This window comes from Polynucleobacter sp. JS-JIR-II-c23, from assembly GCF_035011225.1.
Lineage (GTDB): Bacteria > Pseudomonadota > Gammaproteobacteria > Burkholderiales > Burkholderiaceae > Polynucleobacter.
The window spans coordinates 130,611-151,504 of record NZ_JAYGQT010000001.1 but is presented as its reverse complement, the minus strand read 5'-3'; the positions used below and the strand labels follow the sequence as shown (position 1 = coordinate 151,504).

Genomic DNA, 20,894 nt, shown 5'->3' with positions numbered 1-20,894 from the left:
TCATTCCTCATCTGTAAGCTAGGGCTTATTGAGCTCCAGCACCTTCATAATCTTTGCAGTGATTTTGCTAGCAAATGGCCTGTAAATCAGAATACAAACAATGGCTACTGGGTAAGCTACTGACCAAACTTCAAACCATACCCAGAAGAAATTTTCTGCACGGCCAATACGAATAAATGTAGTAGCAAGCGTAATGCTTGAGGACATTAAGAATCCCATAACCAGGGCAAAAATGAGATTGGGTAGGCTGATCATGGCTACATCATAGCTTCTATACTTGTTAACTGTTATTCTGGACTGTGATCACTATTGTGCGCCCTAGACAGGGGAATCTCTTGCGAAAGTCATTGAGATTCATCATTCCATTACTCTAGGAAAACTCCATGGCTGTAGGCCAAAATCAAAGAACCAGAAAAAATGACTCTATGCTCACCAAAACGGGAAAAGCGCGCTTAGGCCCCCTGAATACCGCTCAACTTACTAAGTTACTAGAATCGAGCACCAAACCCAAAGAGAAAAGCAAAATCTTGCGCGCACTCAGCAAACACAAAGTTGTTGCCGCATAATTAAAAAGCCCCGTTTAATCGGGGCTTTTTAATTTCATGGTTACAAATAAAACTACGCTCTTTTTACCAACATTCTTTTCCCAAGGATGACGGTAGACACAACCAATATGGCAAAGATTAAATTCATCGCCGTGAGTGAATCGCCCAACAAAATACTTGCTGCTACTAAAGTGCAAAACGGCTGAATTAACTGCACTTGACTGACGCGTGCAATGCCACCAATCGCAAGTCCCTCATACCAAAAAAAGAAGCCAAGAAACATGGGGAATAAACTTAGATAGACAAAGCTAGTCCATGCCACGGCATCCGCATGAATATATTCTGGGCTATAAGTGAACCAAGTCATCACAATATTCAGCGGCAAGGAAATGATCAAGGCCCAAGAAATGACCGCGCGTGGATTCATTTTTCTGGAAAGTTCACCGCCCTCTACATAGCCAATGCAGGCACTAGTGCCACCAAGCACTAAAAGGCCATCAATATACGTAAAGCTACCGGAGCTTTTCAATAGAGCGTACAGAATGACCAGCCCCGCACCCAATAAAGATACCAGCCAAAACCCCAGGGAAGGCCGCTCTTTAAAGCGCAGCACTCCAATAACGGTAGTAGCAAGCGGCATCATCCCTAAAATCACTGCCCCATGTGACGATGAGCCTTGAGTCATAGCGACGGTGGTAAATATGGGAAAACCAAATACGACGCCCAAAGCTATGACAACAAATTTGACAAAATCTACTTTAGTTGGTGTGCGCTCTTTTTTGTACGCAAGATAGACTAGTGCAACCAACCCCGCTAAGGTTGCTCTGCCAAAAGCAATGAAATACGGGTTAAAGCTTAAAACAGCAATCTTACTTACTGGTAGCGTTAAGCTAAAAATTAGAATGCCAATAAAGCCAATTAGCATTCCCTTACTTTCTTTATTCACCGTTACCCTTTGTCTTGTGTTGTATTTATTGTATTAACAATCATCAAAGCATGAGTTGTAATATGTAAACACTCCTTATGAAATTCAATGCCTATATTCAAGCCATCTATCTAGCAGCGTCTGCTGGCAAGCAGATGCGATCCGTCAGCACTGCCAAAGTCATAGTTGGCAGTGGCCTTGAAGGTGACCGTTATGCACTAGGTACGGGCGCCTATTCAGCCATCGAGCCAACTAAAGTGCGTCACGTCAGTATCATCGCCCTATCTGCTATCGATACAGCAAATGATTGGTTAACAGCTGGAGATGAACCGACTTTTGATGGCTCTGAAACACGCCGTAATATTGCACTTGCAGGAATTACGGCATCTGAACTCAATGCGCTCGTGGGCCAACGATTTCAGCTAGGTGACATTCAACTACTTGGCACAGAACTATGCACCCCCTGTGAAAGACCGGCGCAATTACTCGGCAAACCAAGTTTCATGGAGGCATTCGAAGGGCGCGGCGGCATTCGGGCCGAAGTTTTAAATTCTGGAGCTCTTGCTGTGGGTGATAAGCTCTTCGCATGAGAAGAGGAATGACATGATTCAATATCGCGACAACGCCACGATTACTGTGGAGCAAGCCATCGATCTTTACAAGCGCTCCACCCTTGGGGAGCGACGCCCTATTCATAATGTTCAAACATTTGAGGACATGCTCAAGAATGCCAACCTCACCATTACTGCATGGGACGGCGAAGCTTTGGTGGGCATTTCGCGTTCGCTAACCGACTTTTCTTATGTGGCTTACCTTGCGGATTTAGCCGTTGATGAAAAATATCAACGCTCTGGAATTGGCAAGCAACTCATTGAGGAAACCAAAGCACGTCTTGGTCCTGAATGCATGATCGTGCTGTTAGCGGCGCCCAAGGCGAATGAATATTACGAAAATATTGGCTTTGAACACAATCCGCGCGCCTGGACTCTCAAAAAGTAATTCAGTCTTTATCATTGCCATATGACTATTACTCGATTTTGCTTAGTTCGCCATGGTGAAACTGACTGGAATGCCGCGCGACGCCTTCAAGGCCATGCTGATATTGGCCTGAATGCCAGAGGCTTAGCTCAAGCAGGACAAATGGCGCGCGCCCTCAAAAACATTAAGCTTCAATTTGATGTTTTGTATACCAGTGATCTCCAGCGCGCAGCAAAGACTGCACAAGCTATTGAAGAATTATTTGAAACCTCTGCGATACCGAATGCCGCCCTTAGAGAACGTCATCTTGGCGCGCTACAGGGCCTCACCACTGATGAAGCCCCGATGCGTGAGCCAGATCTTTGGAAATCTCATCTCAGCAGAAATATTGAGGAGAACTTACGTGATGGCGAAAGCATTCAACAATTTGCAGATCGAATTAAAACTGCGCTTGTGGAAATCTGCGAAGAACATTCAGGTAAAACTATTTTGCTGGTCAGCCATGGGGGTGCCTTGGATATGATGTACAGAATTGCGAGCAATCAAGCCCTGGATGCAGAAAAGGCCGTTACCGTACCTAACGCCTCTCTCAATTGGATAAGTCATGATGGACTTGCCTGGAAGGTGAATAGCTGGGCAGATACGAGCCACCTTCAGGATTTGGCCCTAGATAATCTAGACCTCTAGTGGCCCGTAAGGGCTTATGATGCATACATGAAATCGATTTTTCGCATAACGGTTCTTTTAATTGCCACTGCAATCCATATTCCCGCCTACGCGTTGGATGATATTCCGGATGCGCTTCCGGATCGCATCGTTGGCGATATCGGTGCGGCCGTTTACACCTCTAATTTACATATTGGTACCGAAGGGACTCAATCCTTAGTCCTGCCCTATGCCTTTTTTGACTATCAGCGTTTTTTCGCTCGCATTGATGAGGTGGGCATTAAGACTTTCAAGATGGGTTACGGCTATTTTGAAGTAATCGGAAAAATTAATTTAGACACCTACAAAGTAAAGTCGTCAATCAATAGCAACTCTATCAACCGAAGCGACCCAATACCCCTTGGCCTAGGAACTTTTCAAGAGACGCCGATCGGAGGATTTTTTGTTAATGCCTATCATGACTTTGGTAAATCAAAAGGGGCACTCTATGAATTTTTATACTTCGCTGAGATTGAAACCTATAAAAAAGTAATCATCTATCCGCAAATTGGTATAGAACGACAGTCAAGTCAATATGCTAATTACTACTATGGCATCAGCTCTGGGGAGTCGACAGCTACTGGTTATGCGGCTTATAGCGCCCCTGCAACAAACAATCTTTTAGCGGGACTCATGGTGGAGATTCCAGTGGTGGATAACTGGTACATCAACGTGTATGGCAAACGCAAATGGATGGGTGGTGGAATTAATAACAGCCCAGTCATAAATCGCTCATTCCAAGATAATATCTTTATGGCACTTGCGTATCGCTTTAAATAAGTAGGAATAATAAATTGCCCACAGCCGGCTCAATCCTCTTTGAGTAATTAAAGGACGATTTTGTAAACCAGGGCTATCTAAGCCTAGGTATCTCCAGCCTTAATTAGCCAGATAGCGTAAAGACCAACCTAAATTCAAAGCAGCCAATGCAATGAGCGTGAAAAAAGTAAATTTCATTCCAAGCACGCGCTTGCTGAAATCTGGCGGCGGAGTGTTCATGCCTTTTGCGTGAATCAAACGTCCAACAATGAGTGCGATACCTGGAATAGCCACCAACCACCAAGGGGCGCCATTTAACTCAAGACAAGCAATTAGGATGATTCCAATGGGAACGTATTCGGCAAAGTTGCCTTGGGTACGAATGGCCCTCTCAAGATCTTCGTGACCACCACTTCCTAGGCCAACCTTATTTTTTCTTCTTAAGCCAATGACAGCAAAAGAGAGTTTGATGAAAATAATGGTTAAGGCAACGGCAATAATTGAGGTGACTAATAGCATTCATATCTCCTTAGATAACTTCTAATACCTTGCTTAAAGAATTGCCTTCATAGTTTGGTTTTTCACCAATCTCCTCAAAGGGGTGACCAAGACGATTGACCCAAAACACATCAAAGCCATACCACTTTGCAGCTAGAGCATCCCAAGCATTGCTCGATACAAAGAGAATTTCTTCTTTCTTGACAGGAAATGCCTTTAATAGCAATTCATAGGCCTGTGGGGCCGTTTTAAATAAGCGCACATCCTCGATAGTGACAACTTTATCCAGGTAAGGCTTCAAGCTATTACTCTCAACTACGGTTGCCAACATTTCTCTGCTGCCGTTAGACAAAATCGCAGTAGATATTCCTTTCTGTTTTATTGTTTTGAGGACATTAAGACTATCCTCAAAGCCAGCGAGCTTGGCATACTGGTCCATCAACCGCCCCTCATAATCAGGGGTGAGATTTAGGTTCATACGCTTACAGACATACCGCAATGAGCGAATGGTTAGCTCCCAAAATGGGAGATAGTGCGAACTGCCATTGGGATTGGGATCACTCATCGTCACCAAGCGGGTGTATTCAATTTGGCGATCGCGCCACATTAAAGCAAAGGCCTGCCCATGGCCTGGAAATAATTCTTCTGCCAACTGCCCCATGGAATACACATCAAATAACGTGCCATAGGCATCAAAAGCGATTAGCTTATACATGTGTTTCTTACTTTCTAGTATGAATTTCTATTGTCATTTAATCAGAAAATTTAGCCAACGCATGCCACCCAAAACTGAGAAGGGGAAGCATATCTTTAGCAAAACCAGTGACTTCTTTAATTAACTCTTTAGAGCAAATAGTTGATCTGGGCAACTGCTTTCTAATAATCCAGCCTTTGAGTTTGATTGCTAGCTCAACCTCTGGCGGGACATCATTAAAGCCCCTCGGAATTCGGGCCAATGTGTTGGAATAGTCCAGCTCATAGCCTTTTCTTTTTAGAGACTTCTCAAGAGATAGCCAGGCCTTAGGGTTATCTAAAATCCCCTGCCTGAGTTTTTTTAGATTATGGGCTTCTGGCTGTAAATAACCTGCGGCGCATCTACTGCCCAGGGGGTCTAAACGAAAATACAGAACACCCGGGGAGTGCTTGTCGCCTGTTCGCGTAAAGAGCCCGCTGGCATGCATGTTGTAAGGATGTTTTGCCTTTGAAAACCGAGCGTCTCGATTAATTCTAAAGAGGGATTTTTTGGGGTCGCCCCACAGCGGTATATCTTTATTGGCGAGACTCTCAGACAGGGCGTTGGTAAAGCACTTCATCGGTTCGCGCACAAACTCTTCATATTCCGAGCGATGCTCAGAAAACCAAACTCTAGTTTGATTATCGGCAAGCTCTTCAAGAAATTTGAAAGCCTTAGGACTAAATCCAATAAATTCGCTCATTAAAGTAGGGGCGAGAATACCAAGTCTAGCCTGGTTGCTTGAACCACTTCTGCTTTTCTTCAGGGCTCATATTTTCCCATTTGGCTCTTCGGGCCTTCATTTCTGCCTGCTCTTCTGGTGTTAAACCATCAAAGAAAGCTTTTCTCTCGGCTTTCATTTTTTCTTTTTGTTCAGGAGTGGTGGATTGCCATTGCGATTTCATTTTTTCCTGAACCAGCTTGCGATCTTCAGGGCTTAAGGTCTTCATTTGATCGCGCCTCTGATGCCAATACACTTTGCGCTCTTCTGGTGTTGCTTTCAGCAATGCAGCATCTATTTGCTTCATCTGCTCAAAGCGCTGATCAAAGGTGAGATTGATATTAGCCAAAGGATTTGGTGGCTCAGGGATAGCGGCACCAGCGAAGGAAATCACAGAAGCACTAAATAGCGCTCCAACCACCCATTTTTTAGAACTCATCGCCTCATCTCCTGCTGGTTATGAACCATTCTAATCCCGGTCAGGACAGAGTCAACCGGCCCTATCTAGTAAGTTAGACCCGCAATATAAGCGTAAAGCGGAATCCCCAAAATGATATTGAAGGGGAAAGTAATTCCCAACGACATTCCCATATATAAAGCGGGGTTTACTTCCGGAAGTGCGTGTCTTAATACGGCTGGTACAGCAATATAAGAAGCGCTGGCAGCAAGCACCATCAATAGGATGGTATCGCCCAATGGCAAGCCCAATAACTTGCAAAGTGCCAATGCAATAGAGGCATGAACCAAAGGAGCGCCGATTGCATAAAGCAAAGTAATGGGTGGCTTACCCTTTAATCCCTCAAAATTCTTAGCCGCCATCAAACCCATGTCGAGCAAGAAGAAGGCCAGCATTCCCTTGAATAAATCGATTGAAAATGGGGCCATTATTTTTTGCCCACTATCGCCACTGACTAAGCCAACCATCATCGAGCCCAAAAGCAGTAGTTGTGCTCCATCAGTAAATGATTCATGAAAAATCTTGGACATGCTTGTCGACTGTGTTGAATTCGTAGCTGATGTCCTGGCTTTATTCGCTAACAAGATTGCCAGAATGATTGCGGGCGACTCCATCAATGCCATTGCGGCCGCCATGTGTCCACCAAACGCAATGCCATATTGATCAAGTGCTTGTGTCGCAGTAATAAACGTTACTGCGCTAACAGAACCATAAGTAGCTGCAATGGCAGCTGCATCATAGTTATTGAGCTTGCTTCTTAAAACAATATATCCCATGAGAGGAATGATGATTGCCAAAAATACTGCGAGCCCAAGCGCCAAACCAATCTCAAGAGTAAATCCTGATTTATGAAGGGCAAAGCCGCCCTTCAAACCCAACGCCATCAATAGATAGAGCGATAAAAACCTAGCAATCGGCTGAGGAATTTCTAGATTAGATTTAACGGCACCAGCAAATGCACCAAAGACAAAAAAGAGAATTGCTGGATCCAAAAAATTATTCATACCAACATCTTAGGTAATTTTAGAAGTCCTTGTATTAGCCCCACAATGTCTGAGGGCTAAACAGGGTCAATATGTGTCATGACATTGAGCACCGGCAATTGCTTCTTTATTTCATTACCCGCGTTTAAGGCAATGTCGTGCCCAACCTTGACAGTGGCATTGGCATCCACATCGATATGGACATCCACCAAAATCATGTCGCCCATCTTGCGAGTGCGCAGATCATGGAAGCCTCTAACGCCATCAGTAGATTTAATAATGTCCTCTATCTGACGATGCTCCTCTTCTGATACCGCCCTATCCATTAAGTCATGCAGGGCATCCCAACCAAACTTCCAACCCATTTTGGCCACCATTAGGCCAACTACTAGAGCACCAATAGCATCAAAGATTGGGTGCCCAAATAAAGCGCCAACAATACCAATAGAAACGACCAATGAAGAAGCTGCGTCAGATCTGGCATGCCAAGCATTGGCTACCAACATCGAAGATCGCACACGCTGAGCTACTGCCAGCATGTATCTAAAAAGCAGCTCCTTTGCAACCAAAGAGGCCAACGCAACATACAAAGCTAGGATTTGAATTTGTCCGGCCGCCACTGGACTGATAATCTTTTCCCCGGCCTTAAAAAGCATACCCGCACCAACAGCCAATAAAGAGATTCCTAAAAATAGAGAAGCGGCAGTTTCATATCGTTGATGGCCATAGCGGTGATCTTCATCCGCATCTTTAGCACTATGGTGATTGGCAAAAAGCACTACAAAGTCTGCAACTAAATCTGTCGCGGAGTGAATACCATCCGCAATCAAGCCCTGAGAGCCAGACACAATACCCGCAAATACTTGAGAAACTGTCAGGCCGATATTAACCAGGACGCTGACCAATGTGCTCTTCTTCGCAGCCTGTTGCTTGGCAGGCGTTTGTGATTCGTGATCTTCTATTTCTTTATCCATTACTTGATACTAGCAAAGAAGGAGGTGTTAGTGTCTCTTGGCGGCCCAGGACGGAGCCAAACCAGAAGTTCAGAATGATCGATCCTTCATTACAACTCTAATATCTTGATAAATTTGCAAGCCAGCAATCAAAATAAGGGAAAGGGATAAGGGCACCACTGAAATATAGCCAACCCTTTTAAAGCTCACCGCACCAATAATTCCGCCCACCAAAAACATTCCAAAAATAAATAGGTGGGTTTTGAGTTTCTCCCTATTGGCTTTGACATAACCATTTACATTGGCTTCTGGTGACTTATTCCAATAGATCAACTTACCTAGCTCAATACCGATATCAGTAATTACTCCCGTCATATGCGTAGTTCTTATCTCTGCTCTAGAGGCTTTTGTTACGATGGCGTTTTGTAGGCCCATCACAAAACATAAAAGGAGTGCAATCGCTGGGACAGTTAGCGGCAAGTAGACATTCAAGTTGGCCCCCACCAAACCAAACACCAAGAGCAAGATAGCCTCGACTAATAAGGGCAAAGCAAACTCACTATTGATTTTTCTTCTATGCCCCCAGTTCACAAGGATGGCAGTAGTTGCCGCCCCAAATAGAAACGAGAGCAAAAGTGAGATGCCGCCCAAAACAGAAATAAAATTATTGAGAGCTAGGTCATCGCCAATTGCAGAAATGATGCCGCTCATATGAGAAGTGTAGCGAGCAATCGCCAGAAACCCGCCCGCATTCACCGCACCTGCCACAAATGCCATATAGGCGCCTAACTGAATATTAGTCTTATGGGAGCGTTGAGCACTAGTTAAAAGCTGAATGAACTTTATTGGCATTGAAGCTACATTCTACGGCCCACACTGATTTATCAGTTGGTGAAGCGCCCCTCTAGGGGGCGCTCAAACTATTACTTTAGTAATAACTCAGTGGCTCGGTTTTGCCCCAAAAGATTTTGTAGGAATAAATGGTATATCCAATGATGGTTGGCAGCACAACTATAGCCCCCCAAAATATGACCCACAATGACTCCGTAGCTGAAGCTGCCTCCCAAATCGTCATTTTGTCTACAACGATGTAAGGGAACATGCTGTAGGCGATTCCTAGAAATGCTAAGACAAAGATGGCTACGCTTAGAGCAAAAGGAATCCAAACAGGGGCAGGCTTATTCTTCTGCATTTTTAATAAGCTCAAATCGATAAAGATAAAACAAGCTAAGGTCAGAACTGGAAACGGCAATAAGAAAAAGACATTGGGGAAGGTAAACCATTTAGCCGCAATCTCCGAACTAAAGAACGGCGTCGCTACAGAAATGATTCCAACGCCTAGGGCCGTAAATAAGAGGCATTTCCTTGCCCAGCCAACAGCCTTTAGCTGTAGATCGCCAGACGTCTTCATAATCAGCCAGCCAGCGCCCAATAGGGCATATCCAGCCGGCAGGCAAAGCGCCACGATAAAAGAAAATATCCAGCCCAAATATCCGGAGTCAAAACCAATCACCTCTCTACCAACCATGACCCCTTGAGATGCAGCAGCTAAAAAGCTGCCAAAAAAGAATAGAAAGTTCCAGACTGCCTTCTGACTCAAATGGGCTTTTGCACGAAAGTCAAAAGATACGCCTCGTAAAATTAAACCAGCCAACATGATGCCTACAGGCAAATAGAGTTCAGTCAAAATAATTCCATGCGCCATTGGAAAGGCAATTAAGAGAACTCCAACTCCGAGTACTAACCAAGTTTCATTGGCATCCCAAAAAGGACCGATTGATGAAATCATGATGTCTTTTTCTGATTCACTTGCCTGATTCAATAAGATGCCAACGCCCAAGTCGTATCCATCTAAGACAACATAAGCAACCATAGCAATACCCATTGCAACCAAAAAGAAAAGGGGCAACCAACCAGATGGTTCGTATAAATTAGGAATCATTCTGATGCTCCTGCAATGTTGTTAGTGAGGCCTGATTTTTGCTCATCAATAATATGTGCAGGATTAGCTTGTCTTGCCAAGTAAAAAACAACCCAAATATAAGAAACAATAAGTCCTAAATACAGCGCAAGGTACATCACGAGCGTACCCAAAACCATATTGGTAGGCACTTTAGTAACTGCATCAGCAGTTTTTAGCACTCCACTAACAAGGTAAGGCTGTCTGCCTATCTCGGTCACATACCAGCCGGCAACTACCCCAACCCAACCAGAAAATGTCATCACACTGAGTCCCTTTAAAAGCCAGGTTGGTAGCTCTTTATTTTTTCTTGTGAGATAAAACCCAACGAATGCAGTTAAGAGCATCAACATGCCGATGCCGACCATGATGCGAAAGGCAAAGAAGATGGGGGCGACTGGTGGGGTTGCCCCAGGGAAAGCATCCAAACCTTTCACCTCACCGGCAAATGAGTGTGTCAAATATAAAGATGCGAGTTTTGGAATAGCTATTTCGTATTTATTGGCTTTTGTCGTTTCATCAGGTATGGCAAACAAAACAGCAGGGGCGCCTTTGGTGGTTTCCCAAATTCCCTCCATTGCCGCTACCTTTGCAGGCTGATACTCCAACGTATTTAGCCCATGTGAATCACCAAGGACAATCTGTAATGGGGCCAACACTACCGCCATAGTCATTGCCAACTTGATCAGCGCTCGGTTGCCAGAAAGATTGATGCCCTTTAAATATCGATAAGAAGAAATGCCTGCAATTAAGAACGTTACAGTCAAAAATGATGCCGTCATCATATGCAGGAGGCGATACGGCATGGAGGGATTAAAGACAATCTCAATCCAATTGGTTGCATGCGCTTGACCATTGATCATCTCAAACCCTTGTGGGGTTTGCATCCAAGAATCTAAAGCAATGATCCAAAATGCCGATAGTGATGTACCGAAGGCAACTAAAAATGTGGCGATAGTGTGAGCTCTTTGAGAGACTCTTTTAGAGCCAAATAACATAATTCCTAAAAAAGTTGCCTCGAGGAAGAATGCCGATAAAACTTCGTAGCCAAGCAAAGGCCCTGCGATATTACCTACCGTTTGCATATATCCAGGCCAGTTGGTTCCAAACTGAAAGCTCATCGTGATGCCGCTAACAACGCCCAGAGCAAAGGTTAGGGCGAATATCTTGACCCAGAATTGATAGGCCTCACTCCATACTGAGTCACCTGTTTTATTAAATTTAACCTTGAAATAGAAAAGCACCCACCCCAAAGCAATAGATATTGTTGGGAAAAGAATATGAAAAGTCATATTTGACGCAAATTGAATTCTGCTCAAAATAAGCGTATCAAGCATTTTGTTACCTCTTATTTTTAATGTGCTTTTATTATGCTCTTTACCTTCTTGACCTGCTGAGGCTGATTTAATTGGCTTACCTCAGAATCGCATGTTGTTTTAACGATATTGCTAAGAAAACCTAAATCAAGCCTTCAAGGGTTTTCATTCAGGATCTTCACCATGGATTCTGCTACTATTTTTTGGCAACATCATTTAATAAAAATATTAGGGACACAATCAAATGAAGTGCTTGCTCATAGCCATTTTGGCGACTATATCTCTCTGCTCTATAGCGGAGACTGACATCGTGTATCCACCACGCTCAGAAATCTATTCCATTCCAAGCCTAACGATTTCCGATAAACAGTTTTTGCTGGGGGACAAGAATGGTAAAGAGGTAACTGTCAACGGCATTCTTCGCTTTCCACCAAAGCCCGTTAGTCAAAAAATTCCAGTTATCTTCTTGGTGCACGGCTCAAGCGGTATGGGAGCAAACATAGACTATTGGTCCAATCACTTCTTAGGGCAGGGCTATGCCACATTTAGTATGGATGGCTTTACAGGAAGAGGCCTAACCGTTGTGGGCCCCAATCAAGCTCTGCTAGGCAGATTGAATCTTGCTCTTGATAGCTATAAGGCAATGGAAATTTTGGCCAAGCATCCACGCCTAGATTCCAATAAGTTTGTCATGATGGGCTTTTCCAGGGGTGGTCAAGCAACTCTATTTGCCAGTGTAGAGCGATTTAATAAGATGTGGAATAAGAGTGGAACTGTATTTGCTGCACACATTCCGTTTTATGCTGATTGTGTGACAAGCTACATCAGCGACACAAAGACCACTGGCAAACCTATTCAGCTTCATCACGGTGTCACGGATGACTACAACCCTATAACCGCTTGTAGGGAGTATGTCGGTAAATTAAAAGCGGCCTACCAAAATGTAGAAATGTTTGAATATGATTTTGGCCCACACGCATTTGATTCTCCGCTTGGAGCAGTGCCACCAGTAGCTTCAAAAGACGCACAAACTGTTAGGTCTTGTAGGATTGTTGAAAAGACGCCAGGCAATTTAATTAACACCCAAACAAATCAAGAGTTCAAGTACTCTGATGCTTGTGTTGAGTTAAACCCTCACGTGGGCAAAGATGATGATGCCACCCAAAAGGCAACCCGTGAAATTAATACTTTCTTAGTAAATCTATTTAAGAACTAGACTTGTCAAAATAAGGGGGCGGAAGCTGCCTCCTTGTTTTTTATCGTTTGTAACGACATCACAGAAACCTGGAAATGAAAAACCACCAGAAGGTGGTTTTGGTATTTCATGATGGTCCAGGGCGGAATCGACCAGGGCCAAGAATGCCTTACTCTGTGGGAGCCAATTCTGCTCCAGCCGGCCTTTTGTAGCGGTTGTAAGACCACAAATATTGATATGGCTTTGAAAGTATCATCTCTTCAAAATAGTGATTCATTTCTGTACAGGCATCAACCAGGCAATCAGGGAATGCCTCATTCATCAATTGGCTCTTAATTAGCCAGCCCTTTCCTAATGCTAGCCTTTCTGCGCTAACAAAAAGAATTGCTACATTTGCTTGGCGAGCCAATTTAATTGGGAATGATGTTGTGTAAGCATATTGCTTAAAGAATTTAGCCCATACTCCATCGCCAACGCTAGGTACCTGATCTGCCAATAGGCCAACTACCTCGCCCTTTACTAAAGCTCGTTTAATCTGACGAACCCCGCTAATATTTGCCTCAACAAAATCAATTTCGGAGTGATGACGTGATTTAAGCATGAGCTCATTCACCCATCTTTTTCGAGCCGGTCTATACATCACTGTTGCTCTTGTATGCTCGGCAAAAATACGAGGCACTATTTCAAAGCCTCCTAAATGTGAAGCAAGAACAATTAGGCCTTTTCCATTTTTGGATAGCTCAACAACTTGATCCAAGTTTTCAATGGTGACTTTATTAATAGAGGATTTTGGATGCCTCCAAATCCATAATGTGTCGGCAAACATCATTCCAGATTCAGCGGCCACCTTCCAGGGGGTTGATTTGAAACCCGAATAATGGGCTGCGCTCTGATGATTTTTATACAGGCGTCGTCTGTACCTAGAAGAAAACAGGTAAACCAATGCACCTATACCGGCCCCAATAATTTGAATGGCCGCCAATGGAAGCGAGCTAAAGAGTCTCAGTATGAAATACCTCATTGGCCATTCTAGACGCTAACAAATAAAAAACCACCCGAAGGTGGTTTTAGTGTTTCTTGGTGGCCTGGGGCGAAATCGAACCAGGGCCAGGATTTCTTCCTATTGGCTTAACTTATGGGGTTTTCCAAAATGATCTTCCTTGGGATAAACCCAGACTGTCTTCACTGGTCCCATACCAATAATTTGCACTTGGGTATCAGCCGCCATGGCGCCATCAAAATGTACGCCGTTAGCCGGATGAAACATCAGACTACCTGCTGGCATTGGAATATTCTTTTTTGGATCCCACTCAGGGCCCATACCTGCATACCAGACCCCACTGATTACCGTAACAAATCGATCTTGATCGTGAGAATGGGGTGCACTCATTACTCCTGCAGGAAAAATATTGCGGACCACATAAATTCCTGGCTTGCTAGGGTCTCCGTATAGTGTGGTTTGCTTGACACCATTTTCATTGGTCTTCCAAACAATCTGATCTTCTTTAACTGTAATAAATCCGCCGGGTAAATTCTCTGCATAAACTGTCGCGGAGAATAAAAATGTAAACAGCGTAGCCAACAATATTTTCATAACGAACTCCCTGTCTTTACCTTAAATGAAAAGTCACCCAAAAGGTGGTTAATGTCTCCTCCAATCGATAACTATCTTGAATTGGCTTTTTATATGACAATTCAAGATAGTGCTAAGTGCGATGGGATTCAGCTAGGACTAACCCTTGAGCATAATAAGAATTGTCGTTTTAAACACTATCGCAAGTGCCGACCTTGGATGGACGTCGCTTAAGTCGACGCTTGACTGACGCGGGGATGGCAAATCTCCAGCTCATAAAGGGTTCTTTAAAAAGACAGCTCTCGATGGGGATACCCTCAACTAATGGCGTCTAGCCTGCCAAGCCACAAAAGAAAATAGCACAACAAGTGGGCTATTCAGATTCTTGGTGGCCCCGGGTAGAATCGACCAGGGCCGAGGGGAGACAATTTTGCACCTAAGAGCATCGCCTCAGGTGGCGCCGCTGATTTAGTCAATGCGTGCAAAAAAAGTGATAGCTATTTACAGGCCACTGCTTCAATAGACTTGTGTTGGATAGCTCTTTGCGCCATAGATTCAAATCGCCCCCGCATACTATTTTTTAAAAAGTATTCAATGATGGCTGAGGGGATAATTGAGTTAGGCTCAATTTGAGCATCATACTTAAAAACTGTTTTATCTTTTTCCTCTAGCAATTTCCAGGTTCCCTTGTAAGACCTATTATCGCCGCTGATCTGCTCAAAAGTTAGAGACCTATTTGGTAGCTCTGTATATTCCACCGTTGATTTCATCTCTATAGAGAAAAATAGAATTTGCTCTTCAATCACTCTGTATACGCGCACCTTATTTCCCACTCTTGAAATAACCCTTGCTTCAATTATTCCCGGGATATTCTTTGAGCCCTCATAATCTGTAATGAATACATGGGCACTACAAATATTAATTGGCACGGAATAACTTGCTTGAGCATGAAAACGGCCATCAACCTGTGTCACGCTAACCCGAACATCAAAGGGATTGGGATTCTCTTGAGCAAAGCTCTGAGTGATAAAGAAGGCTAAGGCAAGTGTTGAAAACCATTTCATTGATAGATTTTAGGATCTTATGCATTTTGCTGTTTTAAACGGCACATTGGATAGATCAATGTGTCCTACAGAATACTTCTTCTGTAGTAAATCTGATAAAGCAATCCAAGAGATCATCATGCAGACACCAGAGGATGCGATAAGTAAGAAGTTTTTCTGCTTTCCAGCTTATAGCTAGTAATCGCCAAATCTCCACTTCTCATAGCTTTACATTTGCTCTTGCTGAACGACCACATGAAAAAACCACCCGAAGGTGGTTTTGAGGTCTACTCCAGCCAATAAAAATCTGGGCGTAGAATTTAAGGTCCAGATAAGGAATCCTATTTAATAAGCTTGTTGTTGCTCATGGGCCCGATCTATGGAAGAGGAAACCCTCTCATTCGCCTTCGAATCAGCCAATACAGACGCGCTAACAGCTCCCGCAAAGAAGGCAATTGCTACTGCCATCAAAAATCCTAATTTATGCATGACTAATCTCCAATATGAATGTGCGCCTTTAGATTAAAGTGATCAATCACTTTTGGAAATACAACTTTAGCTCTAGTCACAAAGATGCAATAAAAAACCACCCGAAGGTGATTTTGGTATTTCTTGGTGGCCCAGGGCGGAATCAACCAGGGCCGGGGATGTTTAATTCTATTTCCTGTTTGCCCCATAAGTTTTATTAAGGTAGTCGACTATGACTGGAACCTCCTCATCAGTAATGGGCGCCTTAAATACATTTTTCATCCTTAAAACTTGAGCATTCCAATAGCCAACTCCCGTATTGGGCGGTTGATATTCTGCATAGTGGGCAGAGTGGCAGGTAGAACATTTCTGTAAAGTCAGCTGATAGCCGGGCAAATCTGATGGTCGCCATAAAACAGTATCGGCTGGTAACTCAATCGTTTTAGCTAGTGCCATTTGTGTCAAAGCTAGAGCAGATAGAAGGATGATAGTTTTTTTCATATTTTCTCCTTAAACCGCTGTGACTTTTACAGTCTCAACAATATTTCGCATATAGCCAGCCGGCATCCAGCTTGCAGTCATGGGCTGAATTTGGCCGGCATGATTAAATGCTCTGACCCTTAAGTCCAATATCCCTTTTTGTTTTGGCGTAAATTCAATGCGCCACTCTCTAAATGAGAAACGTCCAAGGTCTTGGCCCAATCTCGCCTCTGTCCAATTTTGTCCATTGTCCTGCGAGAACAAAACCTTCTTTATTCCATAGCCAGCATCAAAGGCAATGCCTCGAGCTTGAACGGGCTTACCAACAGTGACAACGCTATTGTCTGTAAAGTTAGTAATGAAAGAGCGAATCGTAAATTGATTAATGGGGATGGTTTTTGAGGGTGCCGTTCCTGGCGCGACACAGTTACAGTCATTATCAGGAATACGATAAGCAGGATTCATCCAATAGCCGTTGTATACATCATCGACCACTTTAATTTCACTAAGGTGCTTAACCCAATACGTTCCGTAGTAGCCAGGAACAATTAACTTGATTGGATAGCCATTTAAGAAAGGAATATCTGTTCCATTCATTTGATAGGCAACCATCACATTGCCATCCATGGCGTGATCAATATCTAGACCTTTTACAAAATCTGAATCGCTTGGGAGAATTGGCTGATCCAAGCCATTGAAAGTTACTTGCTTGGCTCCACTACCGGGATTGGCCGCCTTCAAAATATCTTTTAAGGCAACGCCAACCCAAGCGGCATTACCCATCGCACCATTACCGAGTTGCCCACCATTAACTCTAGGCTCAAATAAGCCGCGGCTATTACCAGAGCATTGATTAACAGCAACAATGCGTTGAGATGGAAAATTTTTCTTTAATGCCTCTAGAGAAATCTCTAAAGGCTTTTCTACATTACCGCCAACTTTTAATCTATAAGTGTTGGGATCTATCGATGTTGGAATGCCGGCCATGTGATAGCGTACAAAGAATTCATCATTTGGCGTAATGACATGATTGTCGTAATACTTAAATGGTGTTTCTAATTGCGGCGGCCTGGAAGTAAGCACAATCATGGGCTTCTTCTCAGGAAAAGCCATGAGTTCGCGCTCACCATAGGCTATAGGTAAATTTGTTTTCTCTGCGCCTATCGCCCAAGATGGCAATAATGAACTGGCTCCACCAGCCAGTGCGGCTGTAATGACTTTACGTCTATTGGTAAAGTTATCTGAATTCATGGATGTCTCCTCCATAGTATTTTTGGTTGAAGTAAGAATAGCTACTTTTGAAGAGACATGCGTTGGTGATTACCCTCATCACACATTAAAAATGTCGTTTTAAACGACATTCCTATAATGGGGCAAGCAATCACTATAAAGGCTTTTATGGCTTGGATCATTACAAAGTATCTATTAACAGCAGGAATGGTTGTATTCATCTCTGAGGTTGCCAAACGCAGCAATAGGTTGGGTAGTTTTATTGCGGCATTGCCACTAATGACATTCTTAACCTTGGTATGGCTCTATGTAGAAAATCAACCTGATGAAAAAATTGCTAATCACGCCTATTACACATTTTGGTATGTGATTCCAACGCTACCAATGTTTCTATTGTTTCCTTACCTGCTACCAAGGCTAGGATTCTGGGTGACCATGGGTGCGTGTGTAGTGGCAACAGCCATCTGCTTTGGCTTATTTGCCTTGGTGATAAAAAGCTTTGGAATTAATCTGTTGTAAATAAAAAAACCACCCAAAGGTGGTTTTAGTGTTTCTTGGTGGCCCGGGGCGGAATCGAACCGGAGCCTCAGGAAATTCTCATCCCACCCCTAGACTACTTCCAGCTAAGGTTCAATTTCTTATGCGAAGCGGCACAATCTCTCAAATAGAGATTAATGAGGCTTTGATAAGGAATTCCAACTTCTTCTGATACAGATTTGAAGTAACTCACTGAATCCTCATCCAATCTAATCGTAATGGGCTTCTTGAGCATAGAAGCATATGGATTTTTACGAGCTTTTGAGAAATCATACTCTTTACGCATCTTCATCACCTTTAATAAGCTTTTGACTCTTTAGGGGTTGCCTTACGAGCCGAAATAATACGAACGACATTACCCTCGCTTCGATAACAATGGCAAACCAAAATCACACGAAGAGAATGGCTTACTCCCAGCAAGATAAATCTGTCTTCGTCCTCCGAATGATCGGGGTCGGAAATTAACTTAGCACTTTCATCATAAAACACAGATTTCGCCTCTTCAAATGAAATACCGTGTTTCTTCAGATTGGCTGAAGCTTTTCTAGGTTCCCATTCAAATCGTAACGAAGTCATATGTACATTGTACATACATCAGCTGGGATAAGCAACCAGGGTTAAAAATCCTGAATCACGCAGCCTTTCCGAAAGACCAAATGAAAAAACCACCCAAAGGTGGTTTTAGTGTTTCTTGGTGGCCCGGGGCGGAATCGAACCACCGACACAAGGATTTTCAATCCTTCATCGATATTAGTAAAGCGCACATACTGGCAAGAGAATATTGACAGCCACAAATCCGCCTCCGATGAACCAGAGAGAAACCCTATCAAGCTTCCGAGAAAAATCTTCCTCTTTTTTGCGGAGATAGTAATAGACTGAAATCAATGAAGCTATTACGCAAAAAGTAATCGTAAACAAACCAATTGCGGTTACTAAGTCTGCCAAACCAAAGTGCCCCGAAGATGGCAACATAGAGTGCGTCATATAAGCGTTAGCAACCACGCCAAAATAAGATGCCGAAGGAAAGCCATAACGAGGAGCGGTTTCGGAAGGGCGTATGAAGAAGCTACAAAAAGTCAGCAGAACCCCCGCGTATAAACCAATGAACAGCTTTAAGTAAACGCCGATACCATGGCGCTTTAAAGTAACTCCATAGTTGTACTCGCTAAAGGTGGTGCGATGATTCTCGCTGACCCTAGGGTCGCCATATGAAGTCTTATAGGTGTGTGGCTTAACTACGGTGGCAAAACCTTTGATGTCATATCCAGAAACTTTTGCCCGCGAACTCAGGCCAGAAGCTGAATCAGCTACGTAGCGCATTTTCACTACATCATTGGCAGAATCCTCAATATAGATATTGAGCATGTGGTCATCGAGTGGGACGCGAGTTGTATTAAAAAACTTATTTACTCTTGCTACCACTCTATAAACCTCGTAGTTAGAGCCATCAGTCCCGCGGTAACTGTTTTGAAGTTCTTTCTTTTCTATTTTTCCATCAACAAGTCTAAAATTTTTCCCTGGATTAATAGAGGCATCACCCTTCCATCGAAACCAAATATAGAAAGTGGGAGACCAGTAAGAGTCTTTGATAGAAAAATGTTCTATGCCATCCAAATAAATGCCAATGTTGACTGGGACAAAGTTTGTATTAGCGGGGAGCGGATCGGGCGCAGTTTTTCCGGGCTCTACCGCATCCGCGCTCATGCGAAGGACATGATTTCTACTGGCAATATCCTTCTCGCCTTTAACAATCCAAATAACCAATATGGCGATCAATAAGTAGACTATTGAAATACCAATAGCCCAATACCTAAGAAACGCTTTTTTTTCTGGGGTAAGTTCAACCGACATATCTGCCATTCTCCAAGTGGGCTCAGTTTGTTTTCTGTAGTTTAACTATTTCGAGTAATCGTCTAAGCACGTTGGGGTTACAATAACGAAAAAACCACCCGAAGGTGGTTTTGGTGTTTCTTGGTGGCCCGGGGCGGAATCGAACCACCGACACAAGGATTTTCAATCCTCTGCTCTACCGACTGAGCTACCAGGCCAAGAATTGGGATTATAACGAATTGGCTTGGATCATCTTCAAATTTGCTTAGTAGCCCATGATTTCTGGGTTTTGTGGTATTTGCCCTTATTGGGTGGTCGCCTAGCTCTCGCCTTTATTGCGCGAGGTATCTATTCCCAAGGCCTTCAGTTTGCGATACAAATGGGTTCGCTCTAGACCTGTGTACTCTGAAATCTTGGTCATACTGCCGCCCATGATTTGCATTTGATGTTCAAAATACGCCTTCTCAAACAAATCTCTTGCCTCCCTCAAAGGAAGATCAAAGTATGTTTTTGCAATCCCACTAATGTATTCGCCCTCAACAGCTGGGGCAGCCGATTCGGAAACCACCTGCTTTGGCGTGACAACGGAATTGGCGCTCGACTGAACGGCTCTCACCCGTTCTGGCTCAACATATTTAGGAGAACTCTCCAGGGCCTTGCTAACCGTCTTTAAAAGCTTTTGTAGAGCAATCGGTTTTTCTAAAAAATTGAGTGCGCCAATACGAGTGGCCTCAACTGCAGTGTCAATCGTTGCGTGCCCAGACATCATTACTACTGGCATCGTGAGCTGGCCAGTATTGGACCACTCCTTTAACAATGTAATGCCATCGGTATCGGGCATCCAAATGTCTAACAAGACTAAGTCAGGGCGCATTTGTTCGCGAATAGTGCGCGCCTGTACCGCGCTTTCTGCAGCGTACACAGTATGGCCTTCATCAGTGAGAATCTCATTGAGAAGCTCACGAATTCCCATCTCGTCATCAACAACCAAAATACTAGCCATGC

Annotated in this window: 28 protein-coding genes and 2 tRNA genes; 8 read left to right on the top strand and 22 right to left on the bottom strand. The window is 43.7% G+C overall.

The annotated features are described in order from the left end of the window. Nucleotides 1-18 precede the first annotated feature (18 nt). Nucleotides 19-219, bottom strand: coding sequence for a DUF2798 domain-containing protein (locus VC159_RS00890; protein WP_323473542.1), 201 nt, complete (start codon nucleotides 217-219; stop codon nucleotides 19-21). A gap of 164 nt (nucleotides 220-383) precedes the next feature. Between VC159_RS00890 and VC159_RS00885 the strand changes: the two genes are divergently transcribed. Beyond that, nucleotides 384-566 carry a hypothetical protein gene (locus tag VC159_RS00885; RefSeq protein ID WP_072582586.1) on the top strand — a complete coding sequence of 61 codons (183 nt, stop codon included), beginning with the start codon at nucleotides 384-386 and terminating at the stop codon, nucleotides 564-566. 52 nt (nucleotides 567-618) lie between these two features. Here VC159_RS00885 and VC159_RS00880 read toward each other — a convergent pair whose 3' ends face one another. Continuing rightward, a complete protein-coding gene (locus tag VC159_RS00880) occupies nucleotides 619-1,491 on the bottom strand; it encodes a DMT family transporter (protein WP_323472405.1) in 873 nt (290 codons plus the stop codon). A gap of 77 nt (nucleotides 1,492-1,568) precedes the next feature. Here VC159_RS00880 and VC159_RS00875 point away from each other — a divergent pair, with 77 nt between their 5' ends. The 4 genes from VC159_RS00875 to VC159_RS00860 are packed head-to-tail and all read left to right on the top strand — an operon-like array spanning nucleotide 1,569 to nucleotide 3,933. Further along, the gene (locus tag VC159_RS00875; protein WP_323472404.1) at nucleotides 1,569-2,060 is read left to right on the top strand and encodes an MOSC domain-containing protein; all 492 of its coding nucleotides are present in this window, start codon (nucleotides 1,569-1,571) and stop codon (nucleotides 2,058-2,060) included. A 13-nt stretch (nucleotides 2,061-2,073) separates the two neighbouring features. After that, the gene (locus VC159_RS00870) at nucleotides 2,074-2,469 is read left to right on the top strand and encodes a GNAT family N-acetyltransferase (protein WP_323472403.1); all 396 of its coding nucleotides are present in this window, start codon (nucleotides 2,074-2,076) and stop codon (nucleotides 2,467-2,469) included. A 21-nt stretch (nucleotides 2,470-2,490) separates the two neighbouring features. Then, on the top strand, nucleotides 2,491-3,135 hold the full coding sequence (locus VC159_RS00865) for a histidine phosphatase family protein (RefSeq protein ID WP_215358774.1): 645 nt from the start codon (nucleotides 2,491-2,493) through the stop codon (nucleotides 3,133-3,135). 27 nt (nucleotides 3,136-3,162) lie between these two features. Beyond that, nucleotides 3,163-3,933, top strand: a complete 771-nt coding sequence (locus VC159_RS00860) for a MipA/OmpV family protein (RefSeq protein ID WP_215358775.1) — start codon at nucleotides 3,163-3,165, stop codon at nucleotides 3,931-3,933. Nucleotides 3,934-4,032: 99 nt separating this feature from the next. Here the strand turns inward: VC159_RS00860 and VC159_RS00855 are convergent, their stop codons facing one another. From VC159_RS00855 to VC159_RS00815, 9 genes are all read right to left on the bottom strand, one after another. Further along, on the bottom strand, nucleotides 4,033-4,431 hold the full coding sequence (locus VC159_RS00855; protein WP_215358776.1) for an MAPEG family protein: 399 nt from the start codon (nucleotides 4,429-4,431) through the stop codon (nucleotides 4,033-4,035). 10 nt (nucleotides 4,432-4,441) lie between these two features. Beyond that, nucleotides 4,442-5,125: a haloacid dehalogenase type II gene (locus VC159_RS00850; RefSeq protein WP_323472402.1), complete on the bottom strand. Its 684-nt coding sequence runs from the start codon at nucleotides 5,123-5,125 to the stop codon at nucleotides 4,442-4,444. Between the two features lie 37 nt (nucleotides 5,126-5,162). Further along, nucleotides 5,163-5,846, bottom strand: a complete 684-nt coding sequence (locus tag VC159_RS00845; RefSeq protein ID WP_323472401.1) for a DUF2461 domain-containing protein — start codon at nucleotides 5,844-5,846, stop codon at nucleotides 5,163-5,165. A gap of 25 nt (nucleotides 5,847-5,871) precedes the next feature. Beyond that, a complete protein-coding gene (locus tag VC159_RS00840; protein WP_323472400.1) occupies nucleotides 5,872-6,303 on the bottom strand; it encodes a DUF3106 domain-containing protein in 432 nt (143 codons plus the stop codon). A 65-nt stretch (nucleotides 6,304-6,368) separates the two neighbouring features. After that, nucleotides 6,369-7,325, bottom strand: coding sequence for a sodium-dependent bicarbonate transport family permease (locus tag VC159_RS00835; protein WP_323472399.1), 957 nt, complete (start codon nucleotides 7,323-7,325; stop codon nucleotides 6,369-6,371). 56 nt (nucleotides 7,326-7,381) lie between these two features. Then, on the bottom strand, nucleotides 7,382-8,278 hold the full coding sequence (locus VC159_RS00830; RefSeq protein WP_323472398.1) for a cation diffusion facilitator family transporter: 897 nt from the start codon (nucleotides 8,276-8,278) through the stop codon (nucleotides 7,382-7,384). A 69-nt stretch (nucleotides 8,279-8,347) separates the two neighbouring features. Continuing rightward, a complete protein-coding gene (locus VC159_RS00825; protein WP_323472397.1) occupies nucleotides 8,348-9,109 on the bottom strand; it encodes a YoaK family protein in 762 nt (253 codons plus the stop codon). A gap of 76 nt (nucleotides 9,110-9,185) precedes the next feature. Next, the gene (gene cydB / locus VC159_RS00820) at nucleotides 9,186-10,199 is read right to left on the bottom strand and encodes a cytochrome d ubiquinol oxidase subunit II (protein WP_215358782.1); all 1,014 of its coding nucleotides are present in this window, start codon (nucleotides 10,197-10,199) and stop codon (nucleotides 9,186-9,188) included. Next, on the bottom strand, nucleotides 10,196-11,554 hold the full coding sequence (locus VC159_RS00815; RefSeq protein ID WP_323472396.1) for a cytochrome ubiquinol oxidase subunit I: 1,359 nt from the start codon (nucleotides 11,552-11,554) through the stop codon (nucleotides 10,196-10,198). Before VC159_RS00815 ends, cydB begins: the two co-directional genes overlap by 4 nt. 223 nt (nucleotides 11,555-11,777) lie before the next feature. Between VC159_RS00815 and VC159_RS00810 the strand changes: the two genes are divergently transcribed. Further along, the gene (locus tag VC159_RS00810) at nucleotides 11,778-12,749 is read left to right on the top strand and encodes a dienelactone hydrolase family protein (protein WP_323472395.1); all 972 of its coding nucleotides are present in this window, start codon (nucleotides 11,778-11,780) and stop codon (nucleotides 12,747-12,749) included. A gap of 148 nt (nucleotides 12,750-12,897) precedes the next feature. Here VC159_RS00810 and VC159_RS00805 read toward each other — a convergent pair whose 3' ends face one another. The 6 genes from VC159_RS00805 to VC159_RS00780 form a co-directional block, all read right to left on the bottom strand. Further along, on the bottom strand, nucleotides 12,898-13,749 hold the full coding sequence (locus VC159_RS00805) for a lipid A biosynthesis acyltransferase (RefSeq protein WP_323472394.1): 852 nt from the start codon (nucleotides 13,747-13,749) through the stop codon (nucleotides 12,898-12,900). 99 nt (nucleotides 13,750-13,848) lie between these two features. Then, nucleotides 13,849-14,322, bottom strand: a complete 474-nt coding sequence (locus VC159_RS00800) for a cupin domain-containing protein (RefSeq protein WP_215358786.1) — start codon at nucleotides 14,320-14,322, stop codon at nucleotides 13,849-13,851. Between the two features lie 476 nt (nucleotides 14,323-14,798). Continuing rightward, nucleotides 14,799-15,365: an SRPBCC family protein gene (locus VC159_RS00795; protein WP_215358787.1), complete on the bottom strand. Its 567-nt coding sequence runs from the start codon at nucleotides 15,363-15,365 to the stop codon at nucleotides 14,799-14,801. 324 nt (nucleotides 15,366-15,689) lie between these two features. Beyond that, the gene (locus VC159_RS00790; protein ID WP_215358788.1) at nucleotides 15,690-15,833 is read right to left on the bottom strand and encodes a hypothetical protein; all 144 of its coding nucleotides are present in this window, start codon (nucleotides 15,831-15,833) and stop codon (nucleotides 15,690-15,692) included. Nucleotides 15,834-16,001: 168 nt separating this feature from the next. Beyond that, nucleotides 16,002-16,313 (bottom strand): cytochrome c, class I, encoded by a 312-nt coding sequence (locus tag VC159_RS00785; RefSeq protein ID WP_215358789.1) that lies wholly within the window; start codon nucleotides 16,311-16,313, stop codon nucleotides 16,002-16,004. A 9-nt stretch (nucleotides 16,314-16,322) separates the two neighbouring features. Beyond that, nucleotides 16,323-17,543 carry a molybdopterin-dependent oxidoreductase gene (locus tag VC159_RS00780; protein ID WP_215358790.1) on the bottom strand — a complete coding sequence of 407 codons (1,221 nt, stop codon included), beginning with the start codon at nucleotides 17,541-17,543 and terminating at the stop codon, nucleotides 16,323-16,325. A gap of 147 nt (nucleotides 17,544-17,690) precedes the next feature. Between VC159_RS00780 and VC159_RS00775 the strand changes: the two genes are divergently transcribed. Further along, a complete protein-coding gene (locus VC159_RS00775) occupies nucleotides 17,691-18,041 on the top strand; it encodes a DUF3147 family protein (protein WP_215358791.1) in 351 nt (116 codons plus the stop codon). A gap of 94 nt (nucleotides 18,042-18,135) precedes the next feature. Here the strand turns inward: VC159_RS00775 and VC159_RS00770 are convergent, their stop codons facing one another. From VC159_RS00770 to VC159_RS00760, 3 genes are all read right to left on the bottom strand, one after another. Then, nucleotides 18,136-18,345: a BrnA antitoxin family protein gene (locus VC159_RS00770; RefSeq protein ID WP_068949841.1), complete on the bottom strand. Its 210-nt coding sequence runs from the start codon at nucleotides 18,343-18,345 to the stop codon at nucleotides 18,136-18,138. A gap of 11 nt (nucleotides 18,346-18,356) precedes the next feature. Beyond that, nucleotides 18,357-18,635 carry a BrnT family toxin gene (locus VC159_RS00765; RefSeq protein WP_068949842.1) on the bottom strand — a complete coding sequence of 93 codons (279 nt, stop codon included), beginning with the start codon at nucleotides 18,633-18,635 and terminating at the stop codon, nucleotides 18,357-18,359. A gap of 116 nt (nucleotides 18,636-18,751) precedes the next feature. Next, nucleotides 18,752-18,860 (bottom strand) — tRNA-Phe (locus VC159_RS00760). A 795-nt stretch (nucleotides 18,861-19,655) separates the two neighbouring features. On the opposite strand from VC159_RS00760, the gene VC159_RS00755 reads away from it, so the two are divergent. Beyond that, nucleotides 19,656-19,838 (top strand): hypothetical protein, encoded by a 183-nt coding sequence (locus VC159_RS00755; protein ID WP_323472393.1) that lies wholly within the window; start codon nucleotides 19,656-19,658, stop codon nucleotides 19,836-19,838. A gap of 193 nt (nucleotides 19,839-20,031) precedes the next feature. Here the strand turns inward: VC159_RS00755 and VC159_RS00750 are convergent. Both VC159_RS00750 and VC159_RS00745 read right to left on the bottom strand, forming a co-directional pair. After that, nucleotides 20,032-20,107: transfer RNA gene (locus VC159_RS00750), tRNA-Phe, on the bottom strand. Between the two features lie 101 nt (nucleotides 20,108-20,208). Continuing rightward, the gene (locus VC159_RS00745; protein WP_215358792.1) at nucleotides 20,209-20,892 is read right to left on the bottom strand and encodes a response regulator; all 684 of its coding nucleotides are present in this window, start codon (nucleotides 20,890-20,892) and stop codon (nucleotides 20,209-20,211) included. Nucleotides 20,893-20,894 lie beyond the last annotated feature (2 nt).